The sequence below is a fragment of the Bacillus atrophaeus genome, assembly GCF_001584335.1.
Classification (GTDB): domain Bacteria; phylum Bacillota; class Bacilli; order Bacillales; family Bacillaceae; genus Bacillus; species Bacillus atrophaeus.
Map to the genome: position 1 here is coordinate 947,015 of NZ_LSBB01000020.1, position 24,661 is coordinate 971,675.

Here is a 24,661-nt window from a genome sequence, read left to right on the forward strand (position 1 = left end):
GGGGAAGTAGTCCAACTTTAAACGGTATAACTTTATTTTAAATCTACAATTAAATTGCCAAAATGAAAAGAACTTGTTTAAATGCAGGGTCTTTTTTATTTCAAATATCAAACAGTTCGTTTAGTTACCTATATTTAACATGTAAACTTGTTCCAACGGTCGTACATCTTTTCTTTATTTAAATATCAATTAAAAAGGATATTCACTTGCTGGAGAATCGTAATCTTCTTCATCACCCCTAAACATTGAGATGTGATCAATCCATAAAGTAGTCATCATGAATATCTTCTGGATTCAGATCAGAAAGATAATTCAGAGTAACACCGTATATCTCTTCAATTAATTTAGATTCGATTATATCTTTAACAAGACCATGATTTAGTTCTTCTTTGAAAAATTCTTTAATTGCAACTTCCTTATGAGCTAAAAAATCATGTGCAGTTTTATAAGCGGTTATATTAACATTTTTACTTATATCGGGATGAATAGTATATGGAGGTTCTGGAAGACTGGATTAGTAAAAAAAATGAGAGCAGACTTTAATGTCTGCTCAGCTCGTTGTTATATCTCTAGGTTAAATCGGTCTTTGATCTTTTCCGGCAGTTTATCGGATTTAATAGCTTCAGGTTCTCCGGTATATCCGTCATAGCTCCTCGGCACACGTACAATGTCTCCTTCTTGATAAGGTTTTTCAACAAAGAAAGAGACCATCTTTTTCTTTCCTTTCTCATTATAACCTTCTAAATTGTAAACGTAATTGTTTTTATTTTCGTTTTTTTCCGCCTTTCCGTGAATTTGAACGTAATAATCGCTTTCCAGTACGGCGCCGCGATCAGCGCAACCTCCTAATACGAAAGCCGATAGGCAGCCTAATATTATAATGAAAACGCTCATGTTTTTCATTTTTCATCACTCCTTACTCCTTTTATAGTTCTTATTTTAATGAATACTGCATATCGAATAAATGCGGCTATCTTACACTTGACTTACTTTTTTGTAAGAATTCCCGATAAAAAAATCGTTTTTCAAGTGTGCTTTTTCACAATGTGTTAATCGCTGGATTCGCTTCTCGTATTTAGGGTTTTTTAAAGAGAGGTAAAATTTCATATGATTTGGTTGCGAAAAAACCAAATGATTAGTACATGGCGATGTTTAATTGAAAAGGCCTTTTCATATCTAAATGAAAGAAGAATGTTTGGAGAAATTGAAAATTTTGCAATAAAGGTAGCGGATTTTTGTTGACCTTCACACCTTATTACCAACATTCACATCGAACATTCGTTCTTGTTTGCGTTGAATAAAGAACGTTTGTTCTGTTGATATTAGATCAATAAAGGAGTGATTCAAATTGCTTAGAGATCGAGGGACAATCAAATGGACATTGATGATGCTCTCAGAACACTTACTACAGCTTAAACAAGATTTACTTGATGTATCAAAAATTGAAAAGCCATCATTAGATTATCAACAAATTGAGGAGATGGGTATTTTCGTCTCTGAAGCAATGTCACTGAACAAAGAGCTAAAATTTAAACTGTATGAAGGTGAAATATGTTAAGGGATTAATCGGAAGAGTCAGAACCTTAACTACGAACAAAAAAACTGCGTGTGAAAGACCAGAACGACCTTAAAATTTACATCACCATGAATCACACCATAGGAGTTGCGTACAATGATTGGTTACTCACAATTTCCACGTAAAAATATACTTTGTGTTGATATGAAATCCTTTTATGCTTTGGTTTCAGCAGTTACTATGGGATTGAATCCAATGACTTGTTATCTGGCTGTGGTCGGAAACACGGATAGAAGGGAAGTGTAGTTTTAGCTGCATCTCCTGAGCTTAAAAAAGATTTTGGAATAAAAACTGGATCTAGATTATTCGAGATCCCAGATGATCCAAGAATACATGTAGTAAATCCACAAATGAAACTTTTCATCAGAGTTTCATCTGAAATTACTAAGCTGTTTTACAGGTTTGTTCCTGAGAAGTGCGTATATACCTAAAGTGTAGATGAATCTTTTTTAGACGCAGGAAAACAAAATCCAGAGAAAATGGCGAAAGCAATTCAAGGTAGTATGATGAGAGAATTTGGCTTATTTTGCAAAGTGGGCATTGGAGACAATATCTTGCTAAGTAAGTTAGCTCTTGATCTAGAGAGTAAAATAAGCTGTGGAAGGTTCATCCGGTATCTGAAATGTGGGGGATAGGAGGGAGGATGGAGAGGAATCTAAATCGATGGGAATATCTACTGTTGGCCAATTGGCTAAATTCCCTTTAGAGCTACTTGAAAAGAAATTCGGAATTATGGGCAATCAGCTTTTTTATCATGCTCATGGAATTGACCTCTCTGAAATTGGAGCGCCTTTGATGCAAGGACAGATAAGCTACGGGAAAAGCCAGATATTACTTAGAGATTATACAAAACAAGAGGATATAAAGGCGGTTCTTTTGGAGATATGTGAAGAGGTTGCACGAAGAGCGCGGACTCATAATAAAGTAGGGCGTACCATCAGTTTAGGAATCGGATACAGCAAAGACGAGTTTGGCGGGGGCTTTCACAGAGCAAAAACAATTGATTTACCTACAAATATCACTATGGATATTTATCGATATTGCTTGATGCTGTTGAAGTTCTATACAGGCAAAACAGTGAGAAGCATTTCAGTTACTTTATCCATATTGAGGAGGATGTTAATCAGCAGTTAAGTCTGTTTGAAAAAGACAATGAAAAAAAGAGAAAGCTTGGATTTGTAATGGACGGGGTAAGAAATAAGTACGGTTCAAAGTCGATATTAAGGGCTGTTTCTTATATGCCTGCAGGGACGGCATTATATAGAGCTGCCCTTACTGGTGGGCATAAGTCATAACAAAAAGCGATTATATTTATAGTCGCTTTTTGTTATCATTTAGTTAAGAAACTAATTCATATAAATTTAAAAAGTATAGAATTGTTTCTTCAATTTGCTCTTCAGTTTCACTATAGTGAATGCCAACAACTTCTCATTACAATCATAAGAGCCTGGCTATATCGGGGCAGCAGGCTCTTATCACATTTGACATTATTTTTTTGTATAGCGCACCCAGTCGTAATGAGCGTATAGCGGTGTTACACCATTGTAGGAACCGAGCCATTCATCTACACCCGTACCATTCCACAAGTTCATCATGATCTTACCTGGTGTTGTCGGAATTTGGCTTGTCGCAGTATGTTTTAATTGCCCATCGACATACCATTTAATAGAGTTTGGCTGCCAGTCGAACGCATACGTATGATTGGCATTGGCTGCATCAAATCCGAGATCCACAATCTTCTCATGGTTTCCTACACCATTTGTATAATAGTTAAATTGAACCTTTGTTGTGTCTTTTCCTAAAAATTCGATATCAATCTCATCCCAAGGAGTTCCATCCGTGGGACCTGTGTAGGTGAAGAACGATGAGACGATCCCTGCGTTTTTAGCTGGTTTCATTCTGACTTCATAAAGTCCATAGCCATATGTTTGAACAGAGCGGTTTTCCCCGCAGTCAAACTTGTTATAAGATGGACTTGTTAGCGCCAAACGCATTTCACCTAATGACGTCACTGATACGTTATTTGCACGCCAAGTGCAGTTGAACATATTTCCATTCGAATAACCATTTGCTTTTTGCCATAATCCGGAGTTATAGCTGTTAAAAGGGTCAAAAAACGATCCACCTGTTTGAGCCGAGGCAGTAGAAGTGACTGCAGACAAACTCATAAACAATCCAGTGACAAGAAGCAACAACACTCGTTTCATACGATAAGACATGTTGTCATCCCCCTTTATTTGAAAGCGTTTTCTTTATTGATCATACATGATTCTTTTAAAAGGGAAAATCGGTCAAAATAATGATAATAACGAATCTTCTTACTAGAATCCTGTAAGTACGAAGTATCTCAGTTACTCTGTCTAATATTGAAGATGACTTTAATCAGTAAATAAGCCTATTTGAAAGAAGAAAGCTCGGGTTTGTGATGGATGGGATTAGAACCAAATACGAATCGAAAGCGATTCTTAGAGCAATTTATACACCGGCTGGAACAGCACTTCATCGAGCTGGACTTACTGGTGGACATAAATCATAAAATAAAAAGCCCACTCATAATGAGGAAGGGCTAAATTAATTAATCTTTCATTAACCTCCGACTGGTAAAAATTAATTACTTTCACTTTTTCGTCAATTTTAAATAGTTCCTTAATCATCATGAATAAGGAATTTATATAATAAACCGAATTTAGCCAAGATTCATTCCCTATAGCTTTTTCAAGAGATTTAATACATTTATCAGGTTTGCCCCAATCAGAATAAACGATACTAAGGTTGTGAAATATCTTTTATTTCCTTTGCAATGTTAATTGCTTCTAAATAATATTCTTCTGACTCCTCAAAACGCTTCATATCAGCATAGTTTGCAGCTTCAATCATTGTTGAGGTAGCCAGTTTTCATTTATAATCAGGGTGTCGTTTATATATTGTAATGGCATTATTTATATAGTGTTGTGATACAACGCTTTGTTTAACAAGAGTGTATAAGTAGGAGTCTTTGGAGTGAAATTCAGCTGCTTCGATTTCATCTGGAATTTCTGCAAGTTTTTTCTCAGCTAATCCATATAAATTAATGGCTCGGTTATAATTTTTGTTGTATGCCTCGAACATTGCTTCGAATAAATAAAAGTTATATTCCAATTTACCGTTCGTTTTTTTAATGAAATTCTGATTGTCTTCCGTGAAGTAGGTGTGTTTTTGTAATGGTTCTCCTCGTGAGGAATACAGCAACATTTTGTGTCTTTCTTCTAATAAACTGTGGTATGCAAGAACTTCTTAATCTTCTTCCATTTCATCAAACATCTTTTTTATCTCTGAGTAATATTTTATTGACTCATTTACCTTTTGTTTCTTTATAGCAATGCACCAATCATTCAGCGTGGTAGCAACAACTTCTGAAGCAATCTTGCTCATTCAAACCCCTCTTTCAAAAACAATAATAACATAATCACTGAAAAAATTGTAAAAGAATGTATAGGTAGCGATTGCAAAAGAAGGAGCTACCTGAAGAGTCCAAAATAATGAAATAAAGATTGTCCATTAGCTCTTTATAATTTGGGTGAAAGTTATCACTACATGGGACAAGAAGAAAAGGCTGAAACGTATTTGAAACAAGCAATTGAGATAGATAAAGAAATGAAATGAAGAACTCTGCCCTATTCATATTATTCACTTTCCATAGTATTATTTAAACAAAAGAAAACAGCCGAGGCAGGCCAAACGTTAAAAGAAGGTTTAAAAACAGCAGTAAAATACGATGACAATTTGTTTAGCTTATTAACCGAGTTTTTATACGTTTTATATGCTGAACCGATTAATCAAGACAGCCTTGTGGAAATTTTAAGTAAGCTTGAGAATAAATAAGGTGGTAATAGGTTGGGATAAATATTTTGAGATTCCAATGGACGCACTTCAAGATAACTCTATACAGATTAAAGCATTGAGCTCAGGCACTACTTTTCTTTACAGCCAAAAAATTGATTTTGAAAGAGAGTGAACAAGGTGATTAGCACATCTAATTACAATGTGATTAAAGATCCAAAATTCTTAGCATTTTGCAGTTTAGCAACTGAAGGGTACGGTGGAAATAGTGCTCATCAATCATCGATTAGTTTTGATGAATTCTGTGAAAAACTAGAGAAAAATGAGGTAGTTAGACCTGAGAATAAAAAAAGCACGCTTGATTTGAATAAGTCTTTAGATGACTGGAAATCAAGATTTACTGCAGGAGGCAATGTCTCAGCATTGGATTCTCAGGTATTAGATATTATCAAAAAAGCTTACAACTTAGGCATGGTTAATAAAGATAATATGTTGTTGCGAAACGAAGCTGTTAATGCTTATAAAAATTCAATTTAAAGTATTAAAACCCCTTTTCCAGAAACGGAAAGGGGTTTTATTTGAGCTGACCTATGATCAGTGGTTAATCTAAAACCACAAAGTCTTGCACTTTTGTTGTCTCTTCAGGTAAATTAAATTCATTAAGTTTCTTTTTAGTACGAATATCAAAAATCCCCATGTAGCCCCCAATACCTTTTTTGTTTTCCTCTTGCGAAACAATATAAAGTTTTTGATCTTTAAATTTCGCATTCATATACGGGAATTTTAACTCGAATTTTTCAAAAGAAAAATCTTTATTAATCTCCAGTAAACCTGCGTTACCAGATTTATTTATATATGTAACGTAAAATTTTTCACTTTTTTCGTCATAATGTACAGTGTCTGCTTGATCAAGATCATCAGGATATTTAAGGAATTTTGATTTCCATGATCCTTTTTCAATTATAGTTAGTTCATGGTCTGAGCTGGCTACAATATAATTGTCAGAGTGATCAAATAAATCTGCATAGGAGGCTAATCCAATTGTTTTAATAATCTCTTCTGTTTTTCTATCAATGACGTAAATAGACATTCCTTGAATGACGTAAATATATTTATCATCGCTTTCTCCCATGGTTACTAGGGAGGGTAAAGTTAGGTTATATTTTTTATTGAACTTTTTATCCTTAACTTTCAACTCATTCCCATTAGTGTCGACATTATAGGCTTTTACAGACACATTCTCTCCTTGATACCAAAAAGCGAATGGATTGGATAATTTATGTTGCTTAATTGTGTTGTTATTTAATGTGTAATAATACGGTTCATGTTCAGCAAGTAAGACAATATCGTCTGAAGAATGGGATTTTTTCTGTATGTATGGTATATCAGGTACTTTAAAATATCGCTTGTTGAATTTTTCTCCGTGTGACGTGGATATTAGTACACTTTTCTTGATGAAAGGGTTTGAATAGATAAAGAAGATTTTATCCTCGGTTGGGTCAATTTTAGATGCACTTACAGAGTGTTCACCTTTATTAATAAAGAAAATGTTGATTAACAATATTGCTACTATACCAATTAGAATTCCCGAAACCCCATATAAAATATAAGACTTTTTCATACAACGCTCCTATCTTTTAAAAAAGGCACTTGCAGAAAAAATCTGCAAGTAAAATTATCAGTAGCTAACAGATTTTGATGAACGATCAATATCTGCAGGTGTGACTATTGCACCTCCGTTGTCTAAGTCAGTTCCTTTTGTATTTTTGTATGATTGCCACACAAGGAACAATAAGGTTGTAGCAACTGAATAAGGCTTCCCTGTTTTACTGCCAGCTAATTGGGGCAGGTTTTCCCTTGGAGATTTGATAAGAGTACAACAACATCATTGTTTAAGTTGATATTTCTGCTCTTATATTGCAATGCAATAACAGCATTATTTTTGTAATCGTACTGCCAAAATAAAATTAGATTCTGCTTTTTCTTATAACTTTTGGGATATGAAGTAATCGCTTGCCTATAAGCTAAGCATTTTTCATTTTAAAAAAGAACAAATACTTTATCTAATATTGAAGATGATGTGAATCAGCAGTTGAGCCTTTTGGAGGTGGATAACGAGAAAAGAAGGAAATTAGGCTTTGTGTGGATGGAATAAGAAGCAGAAATGGATCTAAAGCAATTCTCAGAGCAGTGTCCTGCACACCGGCGGGCACTGCATTACATCGAGCAGGACTTACAGGCAGTCACAAAACGTAAAGCCCCTTCTTTAAAAGAAGGGGAAACCACTTGATCCTTAATCAATAATTAAGTTGTGTGTCCTCGCCGTTCTACAAGGACATCACTCTGGTGATCAGATGCCAATTCAACGCTGGCAGTTTGTCCTCTTCGAGCCTCATGCATTTCCGAGAAACTTGAAGTGATATAACTTCCTAAAAAACCAAGCAACAAAATTATTAAAATAAAAGCAGAAGTAAATTTAATACTCATAAAGACAATCCCCTCTCTGAAATTGTTTTTGGGCATAAAGCGTTTTCTCATAAAAGAGATTAGCCACTTTATGGTCTTCATTTTTTTATAATACTTCGCTGCATCAGTTGCTAAATCCTCTATGTCAGGAAGTATCTCTTTATCTTCTAGATATTTTAAGATATCTTCTAATTCTTTAACCGAGTCTTCAGTAAATAATGTCTTTAAAAACCTAAACTCACTAAACAAAATTATATCATTTAGCTGTCTAGCTAACTTCAATCCACACTCGCATAATGTTACTGCTTCCTTATCCTTCAACTTGAATTTTGTCTTTGTTAACATGAGTAAAGGGTCTAATAATCTGTTAGAATTTTCGTACCCATCTTCATAGATTTTAATGACTGGGCAAAGGAAGTATCTTAAACAAATTGATACATGTTTGAAAGGTAAAAACACTCAAAAATGTGTACTATTTGTGAGTGTCTCTTTTGTAAAGAGATTAAGCCTTTACCTTAGCTACTCTTTCGAAACCAGTCTTTACTGCTTGTATCATTTCTTTCACAGCGTGAATAGATACGTCGGCATTTGGATTTAATCCTTCGAACCAGTGATAGGCCCCAGGATATAAATGAAATTCGACATCAACACCAGCTTGCGCAAGTTTGGCTACATAGGTTAATGTTTCACTGCGGAATGGATCTAATTGACCAACAAATGTGTAGGTGTATGGCAAATTACGATAATCCTCTGCGCGAGCAGGGGCTGCATAGGCAGGAATATTATCCGTTCCATATATTTCTCCTAAGTACATTTTCCAGCCAGCTTCATTTGTTTTTTGATTCCAAACAAATCCTTCTTTAATTTCATTCGTAGAAGGTGTATTATTTCGGTCATCAATCATTGGATAGAGTGGCATTTGGAAACAAATAGAAGGAAATTGTCGATCACGGGCTAATAATGTCAATGCTGCTGTTAGTCCACCGCCAGCGCTCGCTCCTGCAACACCAATTCGATTCGAATCGATGTTTAATGACTCTGCATTATCAGCAATCCATTTTAATGCTGCATAACAATCCTCAATTGGTGCTGGATAAGGATGTTCAGGAGCTAAACGGTAGTCTACAGAAACGACCACACAGTTGGCTTCTTTTACAAATCTCATACAAGTATCATCATTATCATCTATAGACCCTAAGATGTAACCGCCACCATGTATCCATAACAGGACAGGTAAGGATTCATTATTTGATTTTGGACGATAAATTCTTAATGGTAATGGATTAGCATCAGGTCCTACAATGACTTCATCTGTTAATGAAAGGGATTCATCAACAACGGTAGCTGGTCTCATTTGCGATATTTCTTCTCTGATTGCTTGCAAGTTCTCTGGGCGTAAATCGAGGTCTTGAAACATTTCTAATCCTTGTAATAACTCTGGATTTACTCGTTTCTTCATTTTAACACCCCTATTTGTAATTGTTTTCAAATAAGTGAAGTGTATTCTAAGTAGTTTAATTCGATAAAAACACCACAATTAAATTGTAAAGTGGATATGTTATAATCGTCAACAGAATATTCAAAAAAATACTTCTTCTTTTAGGAGGATGTTTCATGCAACTAATGATACAAGCAGGTGATTTAGGACAAAGTGGTTTCATGCCGCATTAAGAACTCCCGTCTTATTTGCTTCCTCAGAGAGTATGTTAAAAAGTCATTATATAGCTGAAAGATTGGGAGAAGACCCAACCTTTGTTCGAAAGATACTATCAAGCTAGCTATATTCGTTATTCCACAAAAGGGCGCTATTGTTGAATAAAACTTAGATTTTTAAACAACTTTATTGTCACTTAACAAGAGGGGGATAATGTTGCTAATTGGGTGCTTTTAATGAAGCAAGCCATTCATCTAATGTTCCTGTGAATCCTTGTTGCACAGCTAATTCATATGCGGATAGACCGTCCTTACCAGCTGCACCGGTAGCTCCAGGGTCTCCTTTAGAGAAGATGTTGTATATAAGGCTAAGAATAGACGTAGAGAGGACTTATTTAAACCAAAGAAAGTTGAAAGCAAGGATAATCCTATATGGACGCATTGAAGACATTAAGACGATGAAATTTATTATAGAGTTGCCTGTTGGCGACTCTTTTTATTATTGTAGGGAAGATAAACAATGTAACTTTCATAATATTAAACCGTTTTAATATAAGAAGGTGGGGTTCAAAAGAAAAATTTCAAAAAGGGTAGTTAAGGACCAATGGCACCGAAAACGTCGGAATTATAAATCTCGGAACACTTACCCACCTTGTGAATATGGGCACGCTTAGCGTTTGCGACTATTCTAATCTTTTCATTCCATAAATTGTGCTATACTTGGACGCGAATACAGAAGGGAGACAGACCTTTGAAACACTATCGCACTTTATTATTTGACGTAGATGATACACTATTGGATTTTGGCGCAGCAGAAAAATTAGCGTTGCGCTTGCTTTTTGAGGATATGAAGATACCCTTAACTAGTGAAATCGAATCTCGCTATAAAATAATCAATCAAAGTCTTTGGAAATCCTTTGAAGAAGGGAAAATCAATCGTGATGAAGTGGTGAACACCCGCTTTTCCGTTTTGCTTAACGAATACGGACAGGATGCCAATGGAGCCATGCTTGAGATGAAATATCGTAGCTATCTGGAAGAAGGGCATCAGCTTGTTGATGGTGCCTTTGAATTAATAACAAACTTGCATCGTCAGTTTGATTTGTATATTGTGACCAACGGCGTTTCTCAGACTCAGGATAAGCGTCTCCGTGACTCAGGATTATTTCCGTTTTTTAAAGAAGTTTTTGTTTCTGAAGACACGGGCTTTCAAAAGCCGATGAAGGAATACTTTGATTATGTTTTTGAACGGATTCCACATTTTACAGAAGAGGACACATTAATAATCGGCGACTCTTTAACAGCGGATATAAAAGGTGGACAGTTGGCCGGACTCGACACATGCTGGTTTAATCCTGAAATGAAGCCGAATGTGACAACTGTTGATCCAACCTATCACATCCGTCAGCTTGATGAGCTTTATTCCATATTGAATGTAGAAAAACCAATCATCAGCTGTTAATACGCTTTTCAAATTTAAACAGCTTGTATAAGTAAGCTAACTAAACTCTTAAGGGTGACTAATACGGTTACTCTTTTTTATATGGGTTTAAAATACACTCCCTATACCGTTATAGCGTGAATGATATTATGTAGACGTTTATATCATCCACCGTTGGGATTATAACACGTTCATCGAAGAGACAATGGAAGCATTACATGATGTTGTAAAAGCCGGTAAAGCGAGATACATAGGTGCTTCTGCCATGTATGCATATGCATGGCAGTTTCTAAAAGCGTTGAATGTCGCAGAGAAAAATGGATGGACGCGTTTTATATAGAAGGGAAATGATAAAAATGGAATTTGTTAAAACAAATAAAAGCACTTATGAAGCAATGAAAATTATTGGAGCAACATTTAACTGCGTAGGAACATATGAATACATTTTAGATAATGAGTTTATTGAAGGTTATGAATATAAGGAAGTAAACGAAAATAACAAAGATGAATTTACACCAATTGTAAAAGTTGAATGTACCGATGGATATTTCTACGCAACAAACTATAAAAATGATGTTAAAAATCGACTGTAAGATTGTATAAAACAACAATTTTAAACAGAAAAGAGACGTGAAAAATTGGATGAAATAAAGCGTGGTCAAATAAAGTGCAAACATTGTGAAAAACGGAAAAAGTCATATATAGTCACTTTATCAATGAGTCTCTTTATAATCCTGATTACGCACGGCAATGTATAGGTTTTGAATAAAAATTAATCAAATTGATCTTAAGAACATGGATAAAAGAACAAAAGGAAAGAACATGTTTTGAAAAAAGATTGATCAAAACATGCTCTTATATATTGCAATGGTTTAACTTCTTTATAAAAAAGTTTGATTACATTTGCGGAGGTTCCAAACCAAATTTTGTCCATTCCTCTTTTGCTGGACCATAAATTCCTGGAACAGTTAATCCTGCTTGTCTCATAAGAACAGTCATTTGTCCTCGATGGTGATTTTGATGTTGAATCAAAAACATCAAAAGTGAACCATTTGTCAATTGTTGACCAATAAAGTTGATACGTTCTTGAAGTGTGTGGTCAGTCCATTGGGTTTTTAATGCTTGTACAAATGCATTACTGGTTTGATGATAGCTGTCTGCTATAAACTGAGCCGAAGTAGGTACAGGATAATCTTCAGTTGGGGCATGAAACGTTAAGTCTGTGTTTGAGGTAATTATGCGAATGGCAGCAACAGTATGCCAGGCGATGCGTCCTAAAGTCCAATTTTGTGAGGTTATTTCTTGTTTAAGTGATTCATCAGTTAGGCTATTTAGTAGTTTCTGTGTAGCATCGGATTCGAACTCCCAAGATTTTAAAAAATGGTCTAAGTTTTGAAACACAAGAATCCTCCTTATTATTTTTTGTTTTCTTTTTAAGAACCTAGTTTAATTATACCTCCCCGTTTAGTTAAAAAGAACAACACTTTAAACAAGAATTATCTAAGGAAAAAAGGCATCGCAACATTCTTATAAATGTCAGGGCTTATTTCATAAGGATTCTGAATAAAACAGCAGTTTCAAACAGACAGGGAGGATTGAAATGAAACCGTCAAAGTTATTCAAATCTAAATCCGATTCCGCCATCTACAATAATGTTTTGTCCCGTAACAAAAGATGCATCATCAGAAAGGAGCCATTTTACTGCTTTTGCTGCTTCGAACGGATCGCCAATTCTGCCTAGCGCATTTAACTTTTGATAGGATTCATTTAGCTTTAACTTTTCCTCTGAAGATAAGGTTGAGAATTTTTCTTCTAGCATAGACGTACGAAATGCACCTGGACAAAGAGAGTTAATTCTTATATTTTGATGACCATATTCTTGAGCAACTGATTTCGTCAAAGCAATAATACCGCTTTTTCCAGCAGCATACACGCCAGTTCCTGCCGAACATAAAAGAGCATCTATTGAAGATGTATTAACAATGACACCACTGTTTTGTTTTGTCATTACTTGTAGCTGATATTTCATACAAAGCCATACACTCTTCAAAGTAACATTAATTAAATGGTCAAAGTCTTCTTCCTTAAACTGATCTGTAGCATAAGAGGAAGCCTCTGCGTTCGCCGCGTTATTGAAGCCAATATCTATCTTCCCAAATGTAGAGTATGTTTGGCTAACAAGGTGTTTGACATCCTGATTATTCGTTACATCTGTTTTAATAAAAATGGATTTAGGGGACCACTTTCTTAATGTAGAAAGGGCTTTTTCCCCTTTTTCAACACTTCTAGAGGCAATAACAACATACATGCCTTCTTTTGCTAATAATTCTGCTGTAGCTAAACCAATGCCCGATGTTCCACCTGTAATGATACCTACCTTTTCTTCAAACATATATTTCTCCCCTTCTGAGTTCAATGAAATCCGAATAGATTAATTCTATCAAATTTTCGGAACTTTTTTTAGAGAAAAGCAAGATAGTGAGGGTCTGATGTGATGCTCTAGTAGAGTAGGTTAAATAGGATGGTCTCAGTTGTATGCCTATAATTAAGGTTACTTTGATAAGGAGAAATAAAAATTTTGATTTAAGGGTACAGTGGTGTTATTAGATAATGAATTGTGGTGTGTAAAAGATGAAGATGGCCTAATTCAAGATGCAGGTGAGTTATTAACTAGAATTGATATATTAACGGAAAATAATGTGCCAGGCAGCTTTAAACTAATTGAAGGTGATGAAATTGAAGTCATTGTTAAAAGAAAATAACATGTCTTTTATTCTAAACAAAGAGAGATGTGAACAATGGTAAATGTCTTAACTAATATCTTAAAAAATGACAGAATGGATGAATATCCATTATTTGAAAAGTTTTGTTTTCTCAAAGAAAAAGGGTTACGTAAGGAATCCTTTAAAGCATTATCTTACTTTATTGATGAAGCAAAGACGTGGGATAATAATGCACAACAAGATTTCGCTTGTTGGCTATTTGCTTTATTTGAAACATCAGATGATATTCACCATATACTCGTTCATCCTTTGGAAAAGGAACTTTTAAAGCCTTTACTTGAGGTATGGATGAAGAGTATTCCCGAAGATCCAAGACCATATAGGTGGTATGGCGTGTTTTTAAATACTGAAAAACGTGTCGATTACTTAAACAATGCACTTAGACTTGGTGGCAGCGATGAACAATTGTCCTTATTAACGCTAATCGATATTTATTTGAACGCCCTTTGGTATTCATTTCATCATATATCCGAAGATTTTTATCTTGGCGATATTAAAGAAGATACAGCACTTCTTACTAGGTCTCGACAGTTAAACAACAAGATAGAATGTCAACAAACAAGAAAAAACAATAACGAAGAACTTAATTATTATCAAGATCTATTGAATGACTGGGTGATGTTTAAAGAAGAACAAACAAAGGGATTTGTTGAATGGTGTGAAAGTAAGGGTAGAAACTATCATTGGGTCAAAGCTTATTATTACGAAAAATAACAATTGAGTGCAGCTTTTTTGTTTCAGCCGTACTTGTTTTGTCAGCCATATGTGCCACGCTAGTATATGTTATCACCCAGGATATCAAGCTGAATATGTTCCTTATCTTATAATCAGTGGGATCATGTTGACATGTTATTTAATTTTTGCATTGCCGATACAGCTTTTGGTAAATCGAGATTCCAAAAGATTCAGTTTTAAATATCTCTTAATTTACATAGTGTCTTCATTTGTCGCATGGCTAATCATGGCAGTTCTTTTTGAACCTTATAATCCAATAGGGAATTTATTAGCACATTATGAGATTTATTTATTCAGTGTCTTATTTGCTTTAATTTTTTGGATTTGGGACTCTGTTTTCCTATAAACAGCAAGTTAATTGATTGATAGAGAAGAAGAACTACATAAACATGAACAATTAAGGTTGGAGAGGGGATATAAGGCAAGTCACGATTATCATGATATTTATCTTTATTTCAGAAAGTATTCAAAGAATTTTTGATGGACTTGCACAATCAGGCACTTTATAAAATGTTGACGACTAATAAAGTTCTTTTTCTAAAAAAATGTCGTTTACATATCTAACACTCAAATAAATAGTGTCGGCTTTTTTCAATTAAGTTACAATAAGAAAGTAAAAATTTTTATTCGTCAAACGGACAGGAGAGGTACATTTGAAACAAGCATTAATTGTTATCGATATGCAAGAAATCTTTTTTTCAGAGGAACAGAATTACTTATATCAGCATGAACAGTTACTTGAGAATGTGAATATGGTGATTGACTGGGCAAGAAAAAAGGCGATACCCGTTATTTTCATTCAGCATACAGACCAAAATCCATCAGATGAAATGGCAAAGGGTAAGTATGCTTGGGAATTACATAAAGGGCTGCACCGAAAAAGTAGTGATATCGTCATTGAGAAAATAACGTGGGATTCCTTCTATCAAACCATTTTAGAGAAAACACTAAAGAATTTGGGCATTGAGCAACTGATTTTCGCGGGTGCTCAAACGGAATTTTGCTTAGACACGACTATGCGAATTGCCTACAGCAAGGGCTATCAACAGAATCTGCTAGTAGAAGGTACCCATAGTACATTAAATAGCAACCAACTTAGTGCAGAGCAAATTATGAAGCATCATGAGTCTGTATGGAACAATCGTTTTGTGCAAATACACTCGATTGATTTGTATAAGTTATGAGGGCTAATGTGAAAGATTCGCCAATCGAATTAACAATTTAATTATTTTTATGGTAAAAGGAATTATAAAATGTCTGACAGAGCAAAATCAAGCATTAGGCAGGGAATTTTAGAAAAAGACAAACATGACAAACATCTGAATTTATTGAAAAACTTGCTTCGTTGAAAATGTGAGAATTAAATCATAGGTTAAAACTCAATCAAAAACAAGTTAACTCAATTAGAAATGAATATGAATTCCTGATTAATAATATGAAAAAGACAGAGGCTCAACATTATATCGCCAATAAATATAATGTGAAGAGGCCGACTATCTATGATATTGTCCTACATAGATCATGGAAGCATATTTAGCATGGAGTTGAGAGTATTGATTAAATCCAATTTATAGCCAATATTAGACGGAAAGAAAATCAGTGTACGGCAGCTATCAAATGATACTGATTATGTTTTTGCAATTGTCAGAAAGCGCTACAGAGATGAAATGGAGCGGTATCCAAGGGATCTGCTAGATAAAGTTTGCACAAACATCGAGCTTGTGAATTATTGATATTCCAAAAAGATCATAATCTTATCGATCCATAGGGTAAAATGGTATACTAAAGTTACAAGTATAGGAAGGAATTACAAGTTTTCTGGGTCTATATAAAATCATTCTTTTATTTAAAGTTATTGGAGGCGTAAACTTGGGCATACTTGACTTTTTTAAGAAAAAAATTAAAAACGAACAAAATGAGAATAATAATATTTCTGATAACAACAAAAGTGAAGTTATTAATGTTTATAATGATCACAAAAATGAAACAATAATGACTTCCAACGAAAAAGAAGTAGCATCAAAAAAAGACAAATATCCTATCTTGATTCAAGAGACAAGCTTCTCAAGGAAATATGAAGAAGAAAATGCATTTTTCGAATATATAGACTTTAAAGTTGCGGGTACTTCTCATTATCAGAAAGATATTAAAAAGGCTGTAAAGTTAGAAGTTGATAGCATGATGTTTGATGAAAAATATAGTGGGATGACAAACAAAGACATCCTTGAATCGACTTTTGATGAACCAATCTTTATTTATCATGATGAATTATTCTCGAATTGCGATTTACGCTTAGAGGAAAACAATGAGTACGATCCAGAAGCTATAGCTGTATATGTGAATGATTATAAAGTTGGTCATGCGCCTCGAAAGAATTTTAAGGAAGGTAAGAAATACATTTACGATCTGTTAAAGAGTGACATAAGGTACCCAATCACAGCAAGTTTGTATGGAGGGAAATATAAAATTAACCGTGAGGATACAAGTGTTGAAATGGGTGAAACAGATTATAAAATCGAGTGTCAACTAGTGATTAAAACAGACAAATAGACAATAAAACTACGATTTTAAAGAAAGAGAGAGGTATTCCTGAGAATATGAAAGAACCGTTCATAAAAAATGAACGGTGGGGGTTTAAAAAGTAATGTCTTTTCCTTTGCGAGAAAAGGCTAAACAAGATAGCGCAATATCGTGTTTCAAATTCTTTATTTGAGGTCATTAAGGGCGACTTTTGCAGCCTCAGCGATAAGAGCATTATCATAATTAGCATCTTTCGTAAATCGGTTTGATAGGATTGCCAAAACAATAGGAGCTCTATTAGGCGGCCAAACGATAGCAATGTCGTTTCGTGTCCCGTAACTTCCGGCTCCAGATTTATCGCCGACTTCCCATCCTATAGGAGCGCCTGCCCGAATCAGTTCGTCTCCAGTAGCGTTGCCTCGCATCCAATCAGTTAAGATCGTGCGCTTATCAGTCGTGAGAGTGTTATCTAAAGTGAAAGCTTTAAGGTCGGTTGCCAGTGCTTTTGCGGTGCTTGTGTCACGAATATCCCCAGGAATCGCAGAGTTTAGATCCGTCTCGAATCGATTAGATTTAGTTACATGATCCCCAATCTGTTTCAGTGACTTTTCGAAACCGTTAGGGCCGCCAAGTTGTTGCAACAATATGTTCCCAGCGGTATTATCGCTGTAACGGATAGCGGCTTCTGAGATTTCTTTTAGGCTCATGCCTGTATCTAGGTGTTTTTCTGTGATTGGAGAATATGTAACAAGATCGTCTTTACTGTAGTGGATGACTTCATTAAGTTTTTCAATTGAGTTATTCTTCAGGACAGCAGCTGCGGCTAGAATTTTATAGGTTGATGCGTAAGCAAATCGTTCATTTGACCGATAAGCGATTGTCTTGTTTGAACCTGTATCAATTGCATAAACCCCAAGCTTAGCATGAAATTTTTTCTCCAGTTGAACAAATTTTTTATTAGTTATACAGCTTGTCATTTTTGTGTCTTCTATGGATTTTGCTTCAGCATGCATTGAGCCGTATAAAGGTTTGAAACCAGTAAAGCTTAAACATAAAAGTCCAATACATATTCCGAATTTTATTGTCGCTTTATTTTTCAAATTAATCAGGCCTCCTAATTCAAATGATTTTGTATACACCTTCTAATTAACATCACAAACAGGATAAAAATCAATATACTTCCTATGAAATGTTTCCCACGACAGTTAGTTTAACACAAACTCTTTTAAACTGGTAAACATATTAGCGTTTTATAGGAGGGGAGTATACAAATTATCAATGTTAACACTATAGGTCATGAAATACCAGAAAGGATTAAGTCCTGCATCTCTGAATGGATCTTGAAATTTAATTGAGCCTAAAAACAATAAAAATAAAAGAAGAAGAGTGTTTTAGATACTCTTCTTCATACCACACCTACGGCATTCACGTAAGAATTGACCACTCTTTACTGAGCTTTTGAACAACGCATAATCACAATTGTCACAGCGTCCAAACTTTACATCTGGATACTCCTTATATCATAAATTACTGAGATATCTTAACCGTTGGTCTCATAATTTTCTTCCACAGGATCACCCACATAGTTTATTTGCTTATTAAGAATACCAATTGAATAAACTGATACAGAATTAATTTCTATTCTTTTGTTACAATTTCAATAACAAAGTCGTAAAAACAGAAGACAACATCGAATTTTCTTGGATTCTGAATTTTTAATATTTAGATTAAAATAATTGTTTTATCGGTGGGTGGTCTTATATGAATGAGTTTTCTCATTTCAAATTAAAGATAGATGTGAATAATTGTACAATGGACGATTATGATCAGTATAGGAAAAGCTTAAGAGAGACATCTTCTTGTAATAAAAGAGGAAATAAGAAAAGAATTAGCATCTGTAAGCTTTTAGGAAGGAAACACAATACAAAAATAAAGTTCGCCATTCTAGGTGATATATCATCCCAGCCAATTCATTGCGCGAAGAATTACACAAACGGATTATGGCGTACATGACAAAAGAAATGACATTCACCAATCGAAAACATCCGGTTTATCCAGTTTAAAAGGAACTACAAGGAGCGTGAATAGCCGCTCTTTTTTCAGTTTCTGATAATTACATTATGTTAATTAACAACGGTGCCTTAAACCCTCTGTTTTTTACAATAGTAAATAAAGGCCGCCGCACACTATGCAGTAATCTCTAGTATGATAAAAAGGGGCCTTTATTATGTATCATTTATATTCACATAACGCCGGTTGTCAGGAACAAACGGTTTGTTCAATGCCAAGAGGGTTCGAGTGAAGTGCGTCTATCCACTACTTAAATTCTCGACCTATCAGTCTTACGATTTACCGTGGACAGACGTTTTATACAGCCTTCTTTCTCTTGCCAAGAAGTTGCCCATAAATAAAAAGAAAGAGAGATGCTCATCTCTCTTTCTTTATTAAACTATTATTTTAAATTTCCTAAGAATTTAATTTTGCAGGAAGCTATCACGTCATTTCGTACCTGAACGTTTTTTATAGACTAGTACCGTGACAAGTTATATTAAATATACATATCAATAAAGTAGACATAAAAAAGTGAAAGAGAGGGCGAAAATGTGAAAATTCTTTTTCTCGAGAGTCATCCCATATGGCTCTATGGTTTACCAAATGGGTTTAGGGAAGCAGGCCATACCGTAATAATTTCAGGCCCTGTAAGTCGGGAAAATATTACTGAAATGATAGACGAATTTAAACCGGATTTAATAGTATCTATGGGATGGACACCAGAGCATTCAAGAGAAAAGCAATTCTGGATTCGCAACGCTATTAAAAAGGTGAATATCCCCCTCGTTTATTGGGCAACTGAAGATCCACTGCACACTCAAAACTTTACCATCCCGTTAATTAAAAAGATGAAACCGGATTTTGTTTTCACCGTTACACCTTCTCTGTGTAAAACTTATGAAAGGATTGGGATTAAAGCAGCTCACTTAGACTTTTCTTATCACGAAAGTGTACATCATCAGATTAAGCCATTGAAGAAATACAGTTGTGATATAGCAGTGGTGGCTAATGCTTACCCTGATTTTCTTGAAGAACATCCGGAAGTGTTCCGTTCGTCTTCTTTAAAAACGCTTATTCGTCCTCTTATACGAAATGGTATTCGCATTGATTTTTGGGGGAGAAATTGGGAAAAAATGAGTAAACATATTGGAAGAGAAATTCCCCGCAATTGGATTCATGGATACCTTGATTATACTGAAGCATATAAAGTTTACAGTTCAGCAAAAATAATTATCGGTTTGCAAAACTGTGAAAGCCAACTTACGCAGCGCACCTATGAAATTCTTGGTTCCGGGGGGGTTTTATTGACATCGGATACACCAGCAGTTCGAGGTAAATTCGAACCTGGTCGCGATCTCATAGTTTCTTCCTCCCCCCAAGAAACATTTGAAAAGGTTAAATACTATTTGAAAAATGATAGCGAGAGAAAGAAGATTCGGAAAAACGGTAAAAAGGCTGTAAAGGATGATTCCTATCGGCATAGAGCTGAGAGAATGATTGAGGTGCTACAAAGCAGAGGCATCTTAAGAAACTTAGGGGAAACCATTCATTATGTAGATGTTCTCAAAGAAAAATACGAGATTCATCATGTTACTCCCGGTGAAACATTATCAAAAATTGCTAGGAAGTATAATGTTTCCCTGCAACAAATCATGGAGCTTAATCATTTCAAATCAGATCAAATATATGCTGGACAAATCATTAAGATTAGAGAGAAACTGTCTAGAAATGTTAAAAACAAACTTTTTTAAAGGAGAGTAACATAAATGAAGGGAAAAGAACCTAGAACAAGAAATCAAGATAATAAAACTGCGGATAAAGTAAAAAGAACTCCTCGTTATATGGAAGTTCCCGTGACATTCGAAGTATACCATGTTGAATCCGGCGATACATTATGGAAGATTTCCAAATACTTTAATGTTCCAGTACAACAAATTATCAACCTTAATAAGCTTTCTTCAAATAGAATTTATCCTGGACAAATTATAAAGATAAGAGAAAAGTAATCTAAGAGGTTTCGAAATCGAAACAAGTTGAAATAATCAATCTTTATTTTTTTTATTTGTTACACCATGATTTTTTGGGAAATGAAGGGGTTATGAGATGTTTCAAATGAGCTATTTTTATTCTGGACTAGGTTCCGATTTTATTCAAACCGTTGATCAAACTAATGGAGTATTAAAAGTCGTGTCTCCTGACTTTTTCTATATCAGAAAAAATGGATCATTACTTCTCCGTTCAGCTAATTCTGATGTGATTAATGCTCTCCATAGAAGAAAATTAAAAGTAGTTCCTTTTTTAAGCAATCATTGGGATCAGGATTTGGGACGGTTTGCGTTAAAGCAACGAGTGCTTTTGGCTAAACAAATTTCTTATGCAATAGAAGAACTGGATCTAGACGGGGTCAATATCGATATAGAAAACCTTACAGAGAAAGATCGAAATGCATTTACGGATTTTGTTAGACTAGTAAGAAAAGGTATTCCTAGGCATAAAGAGGTATCAGTTGCAGTGGCGGCAAATCCTTCTGGCTGGACAAAGGGCTGGCACGGATCATATGATTATGAGAATTTAGCTAAACATGCGGACTATCTAATGGTTATGGCATATGATGAAAGTCGCCTTGCTGGGCCTACTGCAAGTGTAGGATGGGTGGAAAAGTCCATTCAATATGCTCTAACCCAAAAAGTCTCTCCTCAAAAACTAGTTTTAGGATTGCCATTCTATGGCCGTTGCTGGATGAAAGGTCAATCTAACCCTCAAGCCATTCCCCTTTACCTTGTTAAATCATTAGTAAAAAGACATAACGGGACAATTATTTTTGACACAAAGAGTCAATCTCCAAAAGCTATTTTTACTATCAAACACGATAAGAAGGGTCCATTACCTCCAGGGACATATACATTATGGTTTGAAAATGAACAGTCACTCAAAGGAAAAATAAATCTCGCTCAAAAATATAATCTTAAAGGTCTTGGCAGCTGGAGCCTTGGACAAGAGGATTCGTCAGTCTGGAATAAAGTGTTTAAAAATATATAGCATTCATAGTTCTGGTGCAAAACCTCCGAGATAATTGCAATGAATCTCTGAATCTTGACATACTGATACTATCTAAAAAAGAGCATGATCAGTATGAAAAGCCAAACCTTGAGCAAAAGATTTAGTTATTGAACGCTTAAAGAAAAAGGTGTTTATTACGAGTACAGTTAAAACAGTGAGAGCAAGGGTTTAATTCCATGGACCCTTGTCTTTATAAAATAATCTTAGGAATTAACTTGCTGTTAATTTACTACTGCTAAAAGTTCTTCTTTTGTACGTACACCTAATCGGCCCATACCAGTATCCACATTAATATGAATACCCAATCGGTTAGTACTCGCTTCATTTTCCAATATTTCGTTAGCTTCTTTCATCCAATCAACCTGAAATGCTGATAACTCTATATTCCAAGCTGCTGATTTTTTAACACAACTAAGGGATGTAAAGCCAAGCACAAGGATAGGTGCTGTAATCCCAGCTTTTCGTAAAACGATTCCTTCCTCCACGCTGGCAACAGCGAGCTCACTCGCCCCGTGTTCCAGTGCGTGTCGCGCCANNAACGAGAAGATGCTAACCGATGGCCGAAGTTGACAGTACTTTCGTTTTTAATTCATTTTTTTGCATATGTGCTGATGAGTTCAATTTTGATTTTCTTTACTTCGAGCAGATAAGTAATGTGATACATGAGGCTTTAGAGAGGTGAGGATTGATACGGCGAGCACAAAGGAAGATGCTTTTGATCGACATAGAATTGTTGGTGAAACATAGTGAGAGCAACTTCGTTTACTGATTTCATTCAACGATTGCTTGATAATAAGGGACAACATTGGTATTAATTAAGGCATGATTTCTTAACACTAGGCGATGCGTATGATGAAGTAGACATTGACTAATCTTTTAAGCAAAAGTATTGCAATAACGATTGTTAAAGCTCTCTTAACGAGGGCTCTTATTGTTTGCATTGACTTTTGTGTTTAAGCAAAGACCAGGCCCTTAAGAACGATATGATAACACGCAATACATCAAAGGATAAGCTCCTGTTCATACTAATTGTCGGGAGGTATGCCGACTTATGATACAAATTTGGATCACTGGCCTTTTATTATTGGCTCAACCCAGCGAGCCATCTGACAGTTTAACGATCACACAACAAGGACGTACGATTGCCACTGTTAACCGCGAAGATTTTACGATGCCTTTTCCCGGTACCCCAATGATTGATCATGAAAAATACCGTAAGTTCATCAAACGGCTTGATCAACAAATTTACCGGGAGCCCATAAACGCCAAGCTTAACGATCAGGGAATCATTATCCCAGGAAAAGTTGGTTACAGACTTTATCAACAGACACTCAAGGAGAAGTTTTATGCCTATTTCTTTGGCCAAGGCTCCTCCAAGATAGAAGTGCCGGAATTGAACATTTATCCGAAAGTCGACAGCGAGTTACTTGCTCACATCCGTACTCAGCAGCTGGGACAATACGTAACTTATTTTAATTCAAGCAATCAGAGCCGTTCACACAATATTTCTCTTTCCGCAAAAGCAATTGACAATCATGTTGTTTTCCCAAATGAGACGTTTTCATTTAACCAAGTTGTTGGGATGAGAACACATGACAAAGGATACATGCGTGCACCCATTATCGTTAAAGGTGAGTTGGCTGAAGGTGTAGGTGGGGGAATTTGTCAGGTGTCATCAACATTATTTAATGCTGTCGATCGTGCAGGGCTGCGAATTGTTCAGCGCTATTCTCATACAAGAAGCGTACCATATGTACCGTCCGGACGTGATGCAACAGTAAGCTGGGGAGGCCCTGACTTTCGCTTTCAAAACCAATATAACCAACCGGTATTAATTCGAGCTAAACAATATGGGGGAAGTATGATTATTACGCTTTACTCCTCAGATGTGATCAATAACAAAATGCGAAAGGTTCCCAAAGCACCATCTCAGATACCAAAAGAAATAAATGCCGAGTGAGAAATTACATAAACTATTAGATATCAAACTGATCTCTTCTTTACCATTGGAGGTTTATTAAGCTTGATTTAGAAAGACGCATGGGATGACTCCAAAACCAAATAAAATAAGGTTTTATTCATAAGTGAAAATTTTCAAATTAAGATGATTGAAGCTCTCGTTATGAGAGCTTTTTATTATTGCACAAAAAACGATATATAAGACACTTAACCGAAGGAGATTATTGAAAGCTTACGCACCGGAAGTCCCGTAAGCATATTCTGGCTGATCGGTAACAAGCACAACAAGACCTTCTAAAGAAATAGAAGGTCTTGTTTTAATTACATTCCAACCCGTCTTACCAGTAGCTCACGTAGGAACTGCGTTTTTTATGAAATATAAGGGATCACATCAATAATTATTCCGCCTTCCGAATCTCAATCACCTTGTCCTGTTCCATGAGCATTAATAAAGATTCTTTCTTGGCCAAAATGCACGGTATGAGACTGCATTCCATTGCAAATGGTGACATTCATCTTCAATTACGTACGGCAGTTCCAATTGACTTGCCAGTTGTTCATTGAAACGGGATCAAGATCAACCACACCAACGTTACC

General features: G+C 35.4%; 20 protein-coding genes and 14 pseudogenes. 22 read left to right on the forward strand and 12 right to left on the reverse strand.

What is annotated here, in order from left to right:
* Positions 1-561 precede the first annotated feature (561 nt).
* On the reverse strand, positions 562-903 hold the full coding sequence (locus tag AXI57_RS18135) for a YxeA family protein (protein WP_061670839.1): 342 nt from the start codon (positions 901-903) through the stop codon (positions 562-564).
* Between the two features lie 445 nt (positions 904-1,348).
* On the opposite strand from AXI57_RS18135, the pseudogene AXI57_RS22170 reads away from it, so the two are divergent.
* Positions 1,349-1,701: pseudogene (locus tag AXI57_RS22170) on the forward strand (YolD-like family protein).
* A pseudogene (locus AXI57_RS22175) lies at positions 1,673-2,871 on the forward strand (Y-family DNA polymerase). The pseudogenes AXI57_RS22170 and AXI57_RS22175 overlap by 29 nt, the downstream one beginning before the upstream one ends.
* Before the next feature lie 192 nt (positions 2,872-3,063).
* Here AXI57_RS22175 and bglS read toward each other — a convergent pair.
* Positions 3,064-3,795, reverse strand: coding sequence for a beta-glucanase (bglS, locus tag AXI57_RS18155; protein WP_061670840.1), 732 nt, complete (start codon positions 3,793-3,795; stop codon positions 3,064-3,066).
* Positions 3,796-3,911: 116 nt separating this feature from the next.
* Between bglS and AXI57_RS22180 the strand changes: the two are divergent.
* Positions 3,912-4,112 (forward strand): annotated as a pseudogene (locus AXI57_RS22180) (DNA polymerase); the annotation flags it as partial.
* Between the two features lie 13 nt (positions 4,113-4,125).
* Here the strand turns inward: AXI57_RS22180 and AXI57_RS18160 are convergent.
* Positions 4,126-4,987, reverse strand: a pseudogene (locus tag AXI57_RS18160) (response regulator aspartate phosphatase); the annotation flags it as partial.
* Positions 4,988-5,122: 135 nt separating this feature from the next.
* Here AXI57_RS18160 and AXI57_RS22185 point away from each other — a divergent pair.
* The 3 genes and pseudogenes from AXI57_RS22185 to AXI57_RS18165 form a co-directional block, all read left to right on the forward strand.
* Positions 5,123-5,218 (forward strand): annotated as a pseudogene (locus tag AXI57_RS22185) (tetratricopeptide repeat protein); the annotation flags it as partial.
* Between the two features lie 214 nt (positions 5,219-5,432).
* A pseudogene (locus AXI57_RS21115) lies at positions 5,433-5,570 on the forward strand (DUF4879 domain-containing protein); the annotation flags it as partial.
* A 5-nt stretch (positions 5,571-5,575) separates the two neighbouring features.
* Complete coding sequence (locus tag AXI57_RS18165; protein WP_061670841.1) at positions 5,576-5,932, forward strand: hypothetical protein; 357 nt, start codon at positions 5,576-5,578, stop codon at positions 5,930-5,932.
* A 64-nt stretch (positions 5,933-5,996) separates the two neighbouring features.
* Here the strand turns inward: AXI57_RS18165 and AXI57_RS18170 are convergent, their stop codons facing one another.
* Positions 5,997-7,016 carry a hypothetical protein gene (locus AXI57_RS18170; protein ID WP_061670842.1) on the reverse strand — a complete coding sequence of 340 codons (1,020 nt, stop codon included), beginning with the start codon at positions 7,014-7,016 and terminating at the stop codon, positions 5,997-5,999.
* Positions 7,017-7,451: 435 nt separating this feature from the next.
* On the opposite strand from AXI57_RS18170, the pseudogene AXI57_RS22190 reads away from it, so the two are divergent.
* Positions 7,452-7,651, forward strand: a pseudogene (locus AXI57_RS22190) (UV damage repair protein UvrX); the annotation flags it as partial.
* A gap of 48 nt (positions 7,652-7,699) precedes the next feature.
* On the opposite strand, the gene AXI57_RS22195 reads toward AXI57_RS22190, so the two are convergent.
* Together AXI57_RS22195 and AXI57_RS18180 are read right to left on the reverse strand one after the other, a co-directional pair.
* A complete protein-coding gene (locus AXI57_RS22195) occupies positions 7,700-8,182 on the reverse strand; it encodes a hypothetical protein (RefSeq protein WP_238380196.1) in 483 nt (160 codons plus the stop codon).
* A 181-nt stretch (positions 8,183-8,363) separates the two neighbouring features.
* Entirely contained in the window at positions 8,364-9,320 is a 957-nt protein-coding gene (locus AXI57_RS18180; protein ID WP_061670843.1) for an alpha/beta hydrolase, read from the reverse strand.
* 945 nt (positions 9,321-10,265) lie between these two features.
* Between AXI57_RS18180 and AXI57_RS18190 the strand changes: the two genes are divergently transcribed.
* The 3 genes and pseudogenes from AXI57_RS18190 (at position 10,266) to AXI57_RS18195 (ending at position 11,548) form a co-directional block, all read left to right on the forward strand.
* Positions 10,266-10,976, forward strand: a complete 711-nt coding sequence (locus AXI57_RS18190) for a YjjG family noncanonical pyrimidine nucleotidase (protein WP_061670845.1) — start codon at positions 10,266-10,268, stop codon at positions 10,974-10,976.
* A 127-nt stretch (positions 10,977-11,103) separates the two neighbouring features.
* A pseudogene (locus AXI57_RS21120) lies at positions 11,104-11,292 on the forward strand (aldo/keto reductase); the annotation flags it as partial.
* A gap of 19 nt (positions 11,293-11,311) precedes the next feature.
* A complete protein-coding gene (locus tag AXI57_RS18195; RefSeq protein ID WP_061670846.1) occupies positions 11,312-11,548 on the forward strand; it encodes a hypothetical protein in 237 nt (78 codons plus the stop codon).
* Positions 11,549-11,852: 304 nt separating this feature from the next.
* Here AXI57_RS18195 and AXI57_RS18200 read toward each other — a convergent pair whose 3' ends face one another.
* The gene (locus AXI57_RS18200) at positions 11,853-12,356 is read right to left on the reverse strand and encodes a DinB family protein (RefSeq protein WP_003328666.1); all 504 of its coding nucleotides are present in this window, start codon (positions 12,354-12,356) and stop codon (positions 11,853-11,855) included.
* 214 nt (positions 12,357-12,570) lie between these two features.
* Positions 12,571-13,347: an SDR family NAD(P)-dependent oxidoreductase gene (locus tag AXI57_RS18205; RefSeq protein ID WP_061670847.1), complete on the reverse strand. Its 777-nt coding sequence runs from the start codon at positions 13,345-13,347 to the stop codon at positions 12,571-12,573.
* 205 nt (positions 13,348-13,552) lie between these two features.
* Here AXI57_RS18205 and AXI57_RS21615 point away from each other — a divergent pair, with 205 nt between their 5' ends.
* The 6 genes and pseudogenes from AXI57_RS21615 to AXI57_RS18220 all read left to right on the forward strand — a co-directional run bounded on the left by AXI57_RS21615 (position 13,553) and on the right by AXI57_RS18220 (position 17,023).
* On the forward strand, positions 13,553-13,717 hold the full coding sequence (locus AXI57_RS21615; protein ID WP_169800248.1) for a hypothetical protein: 165 nt from the start codon (positions 13,553-13,555) through the stop codon (positions 13,715-13,717).
* A 36-nt stretch (positions 13,718-13,753) separates the two neighbouring features.
* The gene (locus AXI57_RS18210) at positions 13,754-14,452 is read left to right on the forward strand and encodes a hypothetical protein (RefSeq protein WP_061670848.1); all 699 of its coding nucleotides are present in this window, start codon (positions 13,754-13,756) and stop codon (positions 14,450-14,452) included.
* Positions 14,453-14,576: 124 nt separating this feature from the next.
* The gene (locus AXI57_RS21125; protein WP_238380197.1) at positions 14,577-14,819 is read left to right on the forward strand and encodes a UPF0715 family protein; all 243 of its coding nucleotides are present in this window, start codon (positions 14,577-14,579) and stop codon (positions 14,817-14,819) included.
* 307 nt (positions 14,820-15,126) lie between these two features.
* The gene (locus AXI57_RS18215) at positions 15,127-15,657 is read left to right on the forward strand and encodes an isochorismatase family protein (protein WP_061670849.1); all 531 of its coding nucleotides are present in this window, start codon (positions 15,127-15,129) and stop codon (positions 15,655-15,657) included.
* Between the two features lie 393 nt (positions 15,658-16,050).
* A pseudogene (locus AXI57_RS22400) lies at positions 16,051-16,241 on the forward strand (helix-turn-helix domain-containing protein).
* Positions 16,242-16,342: 101 nt separating this feature from the next.
* Positions 16,343-17,023: an HIRAN domain-containing protein gene (locus AXI57_RS18220; protein ID WP_061670850.1), complete on the forward strand. Its 681-nt coding sequence runs from the start codon at positions 16,343-16,345 to the stop codon at positions 17,021-17,023.
* 155 nt (positions 17,024-17,178) lie between these two features.
* On the opposite strand, the gene bla is transcribed toward AXI57_RS18220, so the two are convergent.
* Positions 17,179-18,099, reverse strand: coding sequence for a class A beta-lactamase (gene bla / locus AXI57_RS18225; RefSeq protein ID WP_141292136.1), 921 nt, complete (start codon positions 18,097-18,099; stop codon positions 17,179-17,181).
* Between the two features lie 285 nt (positions 18,100-18,384).
* A pseudogene (locus AXI57_RS21495) lies at positions 18,385-18,530 on the reverse strand (DUF8096 family protein).
* Between the two features lie 418 nt (positions 18,531-18,948).
* Here AXI57_RS21495 and AXI57_RS22200 point away from each other — a divergent pair.
* From AXI57_RS22200 to AXI57_RS18245, 4 genes and pseudogenes are all read left to right on the forward strand, one after another.
* Positions 18,949-19,056, forward strand: a pseudogene (locus tag AXI57_RS22200) (hypothetical protein); the annotation flags it as partial.
* Positions 19,057-19,596: 540 nt separating this feature from the next.
* A complete protein-coding gene (locus tag AXI57_RS18235; RefSeq protein WP_061670852.1) occupies positions 19,597-20,796 on the forward strand; it encodes a DUF3880 domain-containing protein in 1,200 nt (399 codons plus the stop codon).
* 15 nt (positions 20,797-20,811) lie between these two features.
* On the forward strand, positions 20,812-21,051 hold the full coding sequence (locus AXI57_RS18240) for a LysM peptidoglycan-binding domain-containing protein (RefSeq protein WP_061670853.1): 240 nt from the start codon (positions 20,812-20,814) through the stop codon (positions 21,049-21,051).
* A 97-nt stretch (positions 21,052-21,148) separates the two neighbouring features.
* Positions 21,149-22,084, forward strand: a complete 936-nt coding sequence (locus AXI57_RS18245) for a glycosyl hydrolase family 18 protein (RefSeq protein WP_061670854.1) — start codon at positions 21,149-21,151, stop codon at positions 22,082-22,084.
* A 248-nt stretch (positions 22,085-22,332) separates the two neighbouring features.
* Here AXI57_RS18245 and AXI57_RS18250 read toward each other — a convergent pair.
* Positions 22,333-22,640, reverse strand: a pseudogene (locus tag AXI57_RS18250) (alanine racemase); the annotation flags it as partial.
* 66 nt (positions 22,641-22,706) lie between these two features.
* Positions 22,707-22,810 (reverse strand): annotated as a pseudogene (locus tag AXI57_RS22545) (hypothetical protein); the annotation flags it as partial.
* A 9-nt stretch (positions 22,811-22,819) separates the two neighbouring features.
* Here AXI57_RS22545 and AXI57_RS21500 point away from each other — a divergent pair.
* Both AXI57_RS21500 and AXI57_RS18255 read left to right on the forward strand, forming a co-directional pair.
* Positions 22,820-22,920, forward strand: a pseudogene (locus tag AXI57_RS21500) (SMI1/KNR4 family protein); the annotation flags it as partial.
* A 236-nt stretch (positions 22,921-23,156) separates the two neighbouring features.
* A complete protein-coding gene (locus AXI57_RS18255; protein WP_061670856.1) occupies positions 23,157-24,065 on the forward strand; it encodes a VanW family protein in 909 nt (302 codons plus the stop codon).
* Positions 24,066-24,661: the final 596 nt, after the last annotated feature.